Below are 9,698 nucleotides of genomic sequence, written 5' to 3' on the forward strand. Positions count from 1 at the left end.
GGTCGGGTGGGGGTCAGTCGGCCGTGGTCCCGGGGGACAGTTGGTCCGCGAGCCAGACGGGGACGCCGCCCAGGAGGCGGACCAGGCGGCCTGCCTCCGTGCGGAGGCGGGTGGCCTCGTCGGGGTCGGGTTCGACGTCGGCCAGGGCCGCCAGGGCCGGGGCGATGCCGACCAGGTAGCCCAGCTCCTCACGGATCCGCAGCGACTCCGCGAAGCCGTGTCGCGCTTCGGGCAGATCGCCGTCCGCCTCCGCCATGGCGGCCAGGTGCCGCCAGGTGAACGAGCGCAGCAGGGTGTCGCCGTGTGCCGCCGCGCCCGCGTGGGCGCGCTGGAAGGCGGCCAGGGCGCCGGTCGGGTTGTGGGCGAGGTGCTGGGAGATCAGCCCGCGCCGGAAGTCAAGCAGCGGCCGGATCCGCGAGCCCGGTGAGAGCAGCGCGGCGGCGCGGCCGAGCGCGGTCCGCGCCTCGTCGGCCCGGTCCCGCACCCCGAGCAGCGTGGACGCGTACGCCAGATAGCCCCGCTCGCACGCGGTCGCGCCGCGCTCGGTGTCGGTGAGCGCGAGCGCCTCCGCCAACCGCAGGGCGTCCTCGGCCGCGTCCCAGCCGGTCGAGGTGTACATGCACCGTTCGGTCAGGACGACGCTGCGCCTGAGCGCGGCCGAGGCGTCGCCCGCGGCTCGTGGGGCGAGCAGCTCGGCGGCGTCCTTCCAGCAGCCGCGCGAGCGCAGCCGCCATACCGCCGTGTCGAGTGGGTCGTCCACAAGCGGGTCGAGCCCGCGCCCCGTTCTTACCTCGGAATGGGAACCTGACGATCCAGGTGGTGACATGGCGGTGTCCGCCACATTGCCCTCCCCAAGCGCGCCATCGAGCCGGAAGCCGTGGGCGAATCTCAGCATGAATGCGCGGGCCCGGCCAAGAGGTTGGTGTGAATGAATTCACAAACCCCTGGCGAGGGTGATGTCGCGGTGGAGCACGGAGGCGCGCCCGGGGGTGCGCCCGGGGCGCCTTCACGGGCGCTCCTGCGGGCGCCTCTGCGGGCGCTCCGGTGGGCGCTCCTGTGGGTGGCTCCCGCGGGCGCTCCCTGGGGTTGGAGCGCGGGGGTGTGCTCCGGGTGCCTTCGCGGGTTCCGTGGGCGGCTCCCTGCGGTCGAGTACGGAGGCGCGCCCGGGGCGTCCCCGCAGACGCCTCTGGGGGCGCTCTCGCGAGGGCCTCAGTGCTTCGCTTTCGCTGTCCGGTCAGCTCATGCGCAGGGCGAGGAAGAAGTCCAGCTTGTCCTCCAGGCGGGACAGTTCGCGCCCGGTCAGCTGCTCGATCCGGCCGACCCGGTAGCGCAGCGTGTTGACGTGCAGATGGAGGCGGGCGGCGCAGCGCGTCCAGGAGCCGTCGCAGTCCAGGAACGCCTCCAGGGTCGGGATCAGCTCGGCCCGGTGGCGCCGGTCGTACTCGCGCAGCGGGTCCAGCAGCCGGGCGGTGAAGGCGCGCCGCACATCGTCCGGGACGAACGGGAGCAGCAGTACGTGCGAGGCCAGCTCCTGATGCCCGGCCGCGCACACCCGCCCGGGGCGCGCGGCGGCGACGCGCCGGGCGTGCCGGGCCTCCTCCAGCGCGCCGCGCAGCCCGTCGGCGGAGTGCACGGCGGCGCTGACGCCCAGGGTCAACCGGCCGTCGCCGTCCAGACCCCGGGAAAGCGGCTCCCGGACGGCGGCGAGCAGCGCGTCGGCGTGCACCCCCTCCGTATCCGGGCGATCCGTATCCGGGTGGTGGTCCGTCGCACTGTCCGGTGGGCCGTCGCTGAGTGCCGGGAGCGGTACGAGCGCCACCGCCTCGTCACCGGTGTGCGCCACGGCGATCCGGTCCGAGGGCTCCGGCCCGGTCGCGTACGGGTCGACCAGGATCTCCTCCAGCAGCGACTGGGCGACCGGGCCTCCGGAGATGCCCCCGGGGACGGCCCTGCCGTCCGGCGAGGAGCCCTCCCGAACGGCCCGGTCCTGTGCGCCCCGGTCCCGTGTGCCCGGGGCCCGCGCGCTCCCGTCCCGCGCGGCGCCCTCCCGCGTCCCGCCGTCCCCGCTGCCCCTCGTCCCGCCGCCCGCGCCGTGCTCCCGCTCCGCCGTGATGCCCCACTCCACCCGGGCCACCACCACCTGCCAGTGCGGCGCCGTGCCGAGGCCCGGCAGCAGTACCGGGGCCGCCACCCGCAGCCGGGCCGCGATCTCGGCGGGCGGCGCGCCCGACTGGACCAGCTCCAGCACCTCCTGGGCGAGTCTGCGCCGCACCGTACGGGAGGCGTTCCGCCGGTCGCGCTCGACCGCGATCAGCTGGGTGACCCCGTAGAGCAGATCCAGCCGCTCCTCCGGCCACTCGTCGGCGTCCGCGCCGACCGCCAGCACCCAGTCGGACAGCACGGTCTCGCGCACATCGTCGCCGGGGTCGCCGCTGCGGACGGGGAAGAGGGAGTACGTCACGCCGTCCGCGGCGATCAGCCGGAGCGGGCCGCGCCGCCCGTCGCGCCGGGCGGCCAGCTGCTCGCCCGCCAGCTGGGCGCGGACCGCTGCGGGCGGCTCCGGGGCCGCCCCGGCGGTCGGGCCCGCGATCCGGCGGCCGGTGGGGGAGAGCACCCACGCGGTCAGGTCCAGGTCCGAGCGGAGCAGGTCCAGGACCACCTCGGGGCCGCCGCCCGCGGGCCCGGACGTCATCAACCGGCGGTGCCGGTCCACGACCGCCGCCAGATCCCCGGCCCGTTCACCCGAGACCTGGCGCACCACATGCTCGGTGATCGTGGCGAACGCGACGTCCTCGACCACGGAGAACAGCGGCAGCCGGTGGCGGCCACAGGCCAGCACCAGATCCTCGGGCACGGCGCCCAGCTCCGCCTCGCCCGCCGCGAGACCCGCCACCCCGGCCGCCGCGAGGATGCGGACGAAGCGCTCTGAGTCCTCCGGCTCCCGCCGCCAGGCGAGCCCGGTCAGCACCAGCTCGCCGCCCGAGAGATAGCGGCTGGGGTCGCGCAGATCGGTGGTCATCACACCGCGTACGGTGCGGTCCAGCTCGTCCTCGCCGCCGAGCAGACGCAGCCCCAGGGTGTCGTTCTCCAGCAGTGCGCGCAGCCGCATGGGATGCCAGCCGATCTTGTTCCGTGTTGCCGGTCGAATACCGCGAGGTTTCCGGTCCCCGCCGTTCGTTCGAATCTACAAGACCCGCCCGCTGGCCAGCCAATTGCTTCATGTCTTTGGTGACTGCACCATGTGGCCCACAGCTCGGTCTACTGGCGTTGAGCCGTGTGCAGGGTTCTTGGAGACCATGTGCGGGGAGTCCCCACCGGACGACGGCCCCCACCCGACGACAGCCCCTCCCCCCGACGACCCCGGACGACGCCCGACGACGCCCGACGACGCCGACGATTCGAGAAGAGAGACTGATCCATGGACTTCCTGCGCCCCGCCGGTTGGGAGGAGGCGCTCGCCGCGAAGGCCGAGCACCCCACCGCCGTGCCCATCGCGGGCGGCACCGATGTGATGGTCGAGATCAACTTCGATCACCGGCGGCCCGAGTACCTGCTCGATCTGACCCGCGTCGCCGAACTGGCCGAGTGGGAGGCCACCGACCGTACGGTCCGGCTGGGCGCGGGCGTCCCGTACACCCGGATCATCGAGGAGCTCCGGACCGAGCTGCCGGGTCTCGCGCTCGCCGCGCACACCGTCGGCTCACCGCAGATCCGCAACCGCGGCACCGTCGGCGGCAACCTCGGAGCCGCCTCGCCCGCCGGGGACGCCCACCCCGCGCTGCTGGCGGCCGGGGCCGAGGTGGAGGCGGCGTCGGTGCGCGGCACCCGGCGGATCCCGGTCGAGGAGTTCTTCACCGGGGTCAAGCGCCACGCCCTGGAGCCCGATGAGCTGATCCGGGCGGTGCACATCCGGAAGGCGGAAGGCCCGCAGCAGTTCTCCAAGGTCGGCACGCGGAACGCCATGGTGATCGCGGTCTGCGCCTTCGCCGTCGCGCTCCATCCGCGCACCCGCACCGTGCGCACCGGCATCGGATCGGCCGCGCCCACGCCCGTACGGGCCCTCGAGGCCGAGGAGTTCCTGGGCGGGGCGCTGGAGGAGGGCGGCTTCTGGGACAGCGGCGCCCCCCTCGAGCCGTCGGCCGTCCGGCGCTTCGCCGAGCTGTGCGCCGGGGCCTGCCACCCGATCGACGACGTGCGCGGCACCGCCGCCTACCGCCGCCAAGCGGTGGGGGTCATGGCGCGCCGCACGCTCGGCTGGACCTGGGAGGCGTATCGCGGGGGAGAGGGGAGGACCGCACAGTGCGCGTGAACATGACGGTCAACGGGCGGCCGTACGAGGCCGATGACGTCTGGGAGGGCGAGTCCCTGCTGTACGTGCTGCGCGAGCGGCTGGGGCTTCCCGGTTCGAAGAACGCCTGTGAGCAGGGCGAATGTGGTTCCTGCACGGTCCGTCTCGACGGGGTGCCGGTATGCGCCTGCCTGGTGGCGGCGGGGCAGGCCGAGGGCCGCGAAGTGGTCACCGTGGAGGGCCTGGCGGACCACGCCCGGCAGCGGTCCGTCACCCGTGCCGCCGAGGCGGCCGGAGCCGTCCGCCCCGCTGAACCCGAGGCGGACCAGCCCGGCGAGCCCGAGGCGGACCCTTCCACGGGGCCCGGGCCATCCCGCCCCGGGCAGGTCGTCGGGGCCCCGCTGGCCCCCGTCCAGCAGGCGTTCATCGACGCGGGTGCCGTTCAGTGCGGCTTCTGCACGCCCGGGCTGCTCGTGGCCGCCGATGAGCTGCTGGAGCGCAACCCCGAGCCCTCCGACGCCGATATCCGCGAGGCGCTTTCCGGCAACCTCTGCCGCTGCACCGGCTACGAGAAGATCCTCGACGCCGTACGGCTCGCGGCCGCCCGCACCGGGGAGGGGGCCTGACCATGGCAGCCGACCGCACCCTCAATGCCCCCACCGGCGTGGCAGCCGACCGCACCGCCAGTGCCCCCACCTCCCTCACCCAGGCCACCGGCGCCCCCCGGGGGACCGTCGGCGAGTCCGCCCCGCGCCCCGACGGCACCCTCAAGGTGACCGGGGAGTTCGCGTACTCCTCGGATCTGTGGCACGAGGACATGCTGTGGGGCTTCACCCTCCGCAGCCCCCACGCCCATGCCGCGATCCGGTCCATCGACACCGCCGCGGCGCTCGCCCTGCCCGGGGTGTACGCCGTCATGACGCATGACGATCTGCCCGCCGGGACCCACTACGGCCTGGAGATCCGCGACCAGCCGGTGCTCGCCAAGGACCGGGTCCGCTACCACGGCGAGCCGGTCGCGATCGTCGCCGCCGACCACCCCGAGACCGCGCGCCGCGCCGCCGCCCGGATCGCGGTGGAGTACGAGGAGCTGCCGCTGGTCGTGGGCGAGGCCACCGCGACCGCGCCGGACGCCCCGCTGCTCCACCCCGGCCGCCGGGACCACCACGCCTCCCACGTCCCGCACCCGAACATCGTGCACCGCCAGCCCATCCGGCGCGGCGATGTCCCCGCCGCCCGGGCCCGCGCCGATGTGGTGGTCCGCCGGGACTACGAGGTGGGCATGCAGGACCAGGCGTTCCTCGGCCCGGAGTCGGGGCTCGCGGTGCCCGCCGAGGACGGCGGGGTGGACCTCTACATCGCCACCCAGTGGCTGCACGTCGACCGCGACCAGCTCGCCCCGGTCCTCGGGCTGCCCGCCGACAAGGTGCGGCTGACGCTGTCCGGCGTCGGCGGGGCGTTCGGGGCGCGCGAGGACCTGTCCATGCAGGCCCACGCCTGCCTGCTGGCGCTGCGCACCGGACGGCCCGTGAAGATCGTCTACAACCGGTACGAGTCCTTCTTCGGCCATGTCCACCGCCACCCCGCCAAGCTCACCTACGAACACGGCGCGGCCCGCGACGGCACCCTGCTCTACGTCCAGTGCCGCATCGTCCTGGACGGCGGCGCGTACGCCTCGTCCTCCCCGGCGGTGGTCGGCAACGCCGCCTCCCTGTCCATCGGCCCCTACGTCGTGGAGAACGTGGACGTCGAGGCCGTCGCCCTCTACTCCAACAACCCGCCCTGCGGTGCGATGCGCGGCTTCGGCGCCGTCCAGGCGTGCTTCGCCTACGAGGCGCAGATGGACGCGGTGGCGGCCGAACTCGGCCTGGACCCGGTGGAGTTCCGGCAGCGCAACGCCATGTCCCAGGGCGCCACCATGCCCACCGGGCAGGTGGTCGACTCCCCGGCCCCGGTCGCCGAACTGCTGCGCAGGGTCAAGGCGCTGCCGATGCCGCCCGAGCGCGCCTGGGAGACGGCGGGCGGCCCGGTGGACGTACGGGCCCTGCCGGGCGGGCTGTCCAACACCACCCACGGCGAGGCCGTGGTGCGCGGCGTGGGCTATGCGGTCGGCATCAAGAACGTCGGCTTCTCCGAGGGCTTCGACGACTACTCAACGGCCCGGATCCGGCTGGAGGTGATCGGCGGCGAGCCGGTGGCCCTGGTGCACACCGCGATGGCCGAGGTGGGCCAGGGCGGGGTCACCGTGCACACCCAGATCGCCCGCACCGAGCTGGGCGTCGACCGGGTCACCCTCCACCCGGCCGACACCCGGGTCGGTTCGGCGGGCTCCACCTCCGCCTCCCGCCAGACGTATATGACGGGCGGCGCCGTCAAGCACGCCTGCGAGGCGGTCCGGGCCGAGGTGCTGCGGCGCGGCCGGGAGCGGTTCGGCGCCTCCCACCCCGGTTGGGCGGAGCCCGAACGGCTGCGGCTGGCGGACGGCAAGGTGGTCACCGACGGCGGTGAGGTGATCGGCGATCTCGCCGGGATCCTCGGCGACGGGGCGATCGACCTGGAGCGGGAGTTCCGGCACCGGCCGACCGAGCCGTTCGATCTGCGCACCGGACAGGGCTTCGGCCATGTGCAGTACTCCTTCTGCGCCCATCGCGCGGTCGTCGAGGTGGACACCGAGCTGGGCCTGGTCAAGGTGGTCGAGCTGGCGGCGGCGCAGGACGTGGGCAAGGCGATCAATCCGCTGTCGGTCGTCGGACAGATCCACGGCGGCTCGACGCAGGGGCTAGGGCTGGCCGTGATGGAGGAGATCGTCGTCTCGGCGGACGGGGCGCGGGTGCGCAATCCGTCGTTCACGGACTATCTGATCCCCACCATCCTGGACACCCCGGCCATGCCGGTGGAGGTGCTCGAGCTGGCCGATGACCACGCGCCGTACGGGCTGCGCGGCGTCGGCGAGGCGCCCACGCTCTCCTCCACCCCGGCCGTGGTCGCCGCCATCCGCGCCGCCACGGGATTCCCCCTCAGGCGCGTGCCCGTCCGCCCGGAACATCTGACCCAGCTGACACATCTGACACATCCGGCCGGCGGCTGAGGGCAGAATTCCCGGGCCCGGTGCGTTGACGCGAAGAGAGCTGGCCTGCACACGGCCGTCCGAGGAGCTGATCACCATGCTGGACATCGCCGCTGAGCTGCACCGCTGGTGCGAAGAGGGGCGGGACTTCGCGGTCGCCACCGTGGTCTCCGTGGGCGGCAGCGCACCCCGACTGCCCGGCGCGGCGCTCGCGGTGGACGCCGGGGGCACGGCGGTCGGCAGTGTGTCCGGCGGCTGTGTCGAGGGCGCGGTGTACGAGCTGTGCCAGGAGGCGCTGCGCACCGGCGAGAGCGTGCGGGAGACCTTCGGCTACTCCGACGAGGACGCCTTCGCGGTCGGCCTGACCTGCGGCGGGGTCATCGATGTCCTGGTCAGCCCGGTGCGGGCGGCCGACCGCGGGCTGCGTCCGGTGTTCGCCGCCGCCGCGTCCGCCGCCGCCGGGGGCCGGACGACCGCGCTGGCCCGGATCGTGGACGGCCCGCCCGGACTGCTGGGCCGCGCCCTGCTCGTCGGCCCGGACGGCGGCTGGGACGGCACCCTGGGCGGCCACCCCGAGCTGGACCGTACGGCGGCCGCGGAGGCCCGCGCCCTGCTGGACGCCGGGCGCACCGCGACCGTGGAGATCGGCGCCGAGGGGAGCCGCTGCGGGCGGCCCGTCACGCTGCTCGCCGAGTCCAGCGTGCCACCACCGCGCATGATCGTCTTCGGCGCCGTGGACTTCGCGAGCGCGCTGGTGCGGATCGGGAAGTTCCTGAACTACCACGTCACGGTCTGCGACGCCCGTCCGGTCTTCGCGACCGGGCCGCGCTTCCCCGACGCCGACGAGGTGGTCGTCGACTGGCCGCACCGCTATCTGGACCGGACCGGGGTGGACGGCCGTACGGTGCTGTGCGTGCTCACCCACGACCCGAAGTTCGACGTGCCCCTGCTGGAGCGGGCGCTGCGGCTGTCCGTGGCGTACGTCGGCGCGATGGGCTCCGCCCGCACCCACCGGGACCGGCTGCGGCGGCTGCGCGAGGCCGGTCTGGGCGAGCCGGAGCTGGCCCGGCTGCGCTCTCCGATCGGGCTGGACCTCGGCGCCCGTACGCCCGAGGAGACCGCGCTGTCCATCGCGGGCGAGATCGTCGCGAACCGGCGGGGCGGCAGCGGAATGCCGCTGACGGGTGCCAGCACCCCGATCCACCACGACACCCGGGCGCCCTCGGACCGGATCGGCTCGGTCGCCTGACATCACAGTCGCCTGAAATCACATCAGATCACAGAACGATCGTCTGACATAAGGCCACTCCTGAGCGGGAAAAACCCTCCGCCATCTGGCCGGGGGTTCATTTGCCGGGTGCCGGTTTCTGAGTGAGAGTCAGAAACCGACCTGGTCCTGCCGCCCCTGGAGTGCGCACGTGCGTAAGAGACGCAAGATCCTCACCGTGTCGACGGCCGTCGTGGCCGCGGCCACCCTGCCCCTGTTGATCAGCCCCGTGGTGAGCGCGGCCGTGCCGGAGGACGACGACGAGTCCCCGCGCACCACCCGCCTCTACGCCCCGCCCCCCGACCGGGACTCCTACCGCCAGGTCGCCCGGCTCGCCTGGCGGGGCGACTTCCGCGGCTCCGCGGGGCTCCTCTCCATGGTGCGGACGCCGCATGCGGTCTGGTACGGGGACGAGACCCCGGAGCAGGTCACGCGGCTGGTGCGCCGGACGGCGGGGAGCGCGGGCCGACAGGGGACGCTGCCGGTCCTGGCGCTGTACAACGTCCCGGGCCGTGACTGCGGCAGCTACTCGGGCGGGGGAGCGGACGGCCTCGCCGCGTACCAGGCGTGGATCGACGCCGTCGCCGAGGGCATCGGCGACAGTAAGGTGCTCATCGTCCTCGAACCCGATTCGCTGGCGCTGCTGCCCTCCGACTGCGCGGACGCCTCGAACGCGGAAGAGACCGCCGTCGAGCCGCGGCCCGAGCAGCCCGCCGCGGAAGACCAGCCCGCCGCCGAGGAGCAGCCCGCCGCCGAGGCATCGCCCACCGAGCTGCCGCCGCTGCCCGACCCCGACGCCACCACGGCCCCGCCCACCGCACCGGCCGCCTCCGGCACCGGTCAGGAGGCCGTGCAGTCCACCGACCCGGAGTCCAGCGACTCCCGCCCCGAGGCCTCCGAGCTCCTGGCACCCACGCCCCAGAAGCCCCAGCAGGCCGCCGCCCCCGGGCCCTCCGCGTCCCAGAGCCCCGACCCCGGGCCCTCCGCCGGGCAGCCCAGCACGCTGCCCGAGCTGCCCCCGCTACCCACGCCCGACCCCGTGACCCCCGACTCCGTGACCCCCGACTCCGTGACCC

At 74.5% G+C, this 9,698-nt stretch carries 7 protein-coding genes; 5 read left to right on the plus strand and 2 right to left on the minus strand.

Annotated features, from left to right (window positions below; all coding sequences use genetic code 11):
- Window positions 1-13 precede the first annotated feature (13 nt).
- Both VT50_RS37215 and VT50_RS37220 read right to left on the minus strand, forming a co-directional pair.
- The gene (locus VT50_RS37215; protein ID WP_240529476.1) at window positions 14-895 is read right to left on the minus strand and encodes a hypothetical protein; all 882 of its coding nucleotides are present in this window, start codon (window positions 893-895) and stop codon (window positions 14-16) included.
- 339 nt (window positions 896-1,234) lie between these two features.
- Entirely contained in the window at window positions 1,235-3,109 is a 1,875-nt protein-coding gene (locus tag VT50_RS37220; protein ID WP_046087524.1) for a PucR family transcriptional regulator ligand-binding domain-containing protein, read from the minus strand.
- A 309-nt stretch (window positions 3,110-3,418) separates the two neighbouring features.
- Between VT50_RS37220 and VT50_RS37225 the strand changes: the two genes are divergently transcribed.
- The 5 genes from VT50_RS37225 to VT50_RS37245 form a co-directional block, all read left to right on the plus strand.
- A complete protein-coding gene (locus VT50_RS37225; protein ID WP_046087525.1) occupies window positions 3,419-4,309 on the plus strand; it encodes an FAD binding domain-containing protein in 891 nt (296 codons plus the stop codon).
- Window positions 4,300-4,914 carry a (2Fe-2S)-binding protein gene (locus VT50_RS37230; RefSeq protein ID WP_046087526.1) on the plus strand — a complete coding sequence of 205 codons (615 nt, stop codon included), beginning with the start codon at window positions 4,300-4,302 and terminating at the stop codon, window positions 4,912-4,914. Before VT50_RS37225 ends, VT50_RS37230 begins: the two co-directional genes overlap by 10 nt.
- Before the next feature lie 2 nt (window positions 4,915-4,916).
- Window positions 4,917-7,376 carry a xanthine dehydrogenase subunit D gene (gene pucD, locus VT50_RS37235; protein ID WP_078840797.1) on the plus strand — a complete coding sequence of 820 codons (2,460 nt, stop codon included), beginning with the start codon at window positions 4,917-4,919 and terminating at the stop codon, window positions 7,374-7,376.
- 76 nt (window positions 7,377-7,452) lie between these two features.
- Window positions 7,453-8,604, plus strand: coding sequence for an XdhC family protein (locus tag VT50_RS37240; protein WP_046087527.1), 1,152 nt, complete (start codon window positions 7,453-7,455; stop codon window positions 8,602-8,604).
- Window positions 8,605-8,773: 169 nt separating this feature from the next.
- The coding region (locus VT50_RS37245) for a glycoside hydrolase family 6 protein (protein ID WP_167396658.1) at window positions 8,774-9,698 on the plus strand (925 nt) is incomplete at its 3' end.

Source organism: Streptomyces antioxidans, from assembly GCF_000968685.2.
GTDB lineage: Bacteria > Actinomycetota > Actinomycetes > Streptomycetales > Streptomycetaceae > Streptomyces > Streptomyces antioxidans.

Coding starts and splice junctions, on each gene's coding strand:
- VT50_RS37220 (WP_046087524.1), bottom strand. CDS start 3,109: ATGCGGCTGCGCGCACTGCTGGAGAACGACACCCTGGGGCTGCGTCTG.
- pucD (WP_078840797.1), top strand. CDS start 4,917: ATGGCAGCCGACCGCACCCTCAATGCCCCCACCGGCGTGGCAGCCGAC.
- VT50_RS37215 (WP_240529476.1), bottom strand. CDS start 895: ATGCTGAGATTCGCCCACGGCTTCCGGCTCGATGGCGCGCTTGGGGAG.
- VT50_RS37240 (WP_046087527.1), top strand. CDS start 7,453: ATGCTGGACATCGCCGCTGAGCTGCACCGCTGGTGCGAAGAGGGGCGG.
- VT50_RS37225 (WP_046087525.1), top strand. CDS start 3,419: ATGGACTTCCTGCGCCCCGCCGGTTGGGAGGAGGCGCTCGCCGCGAAG.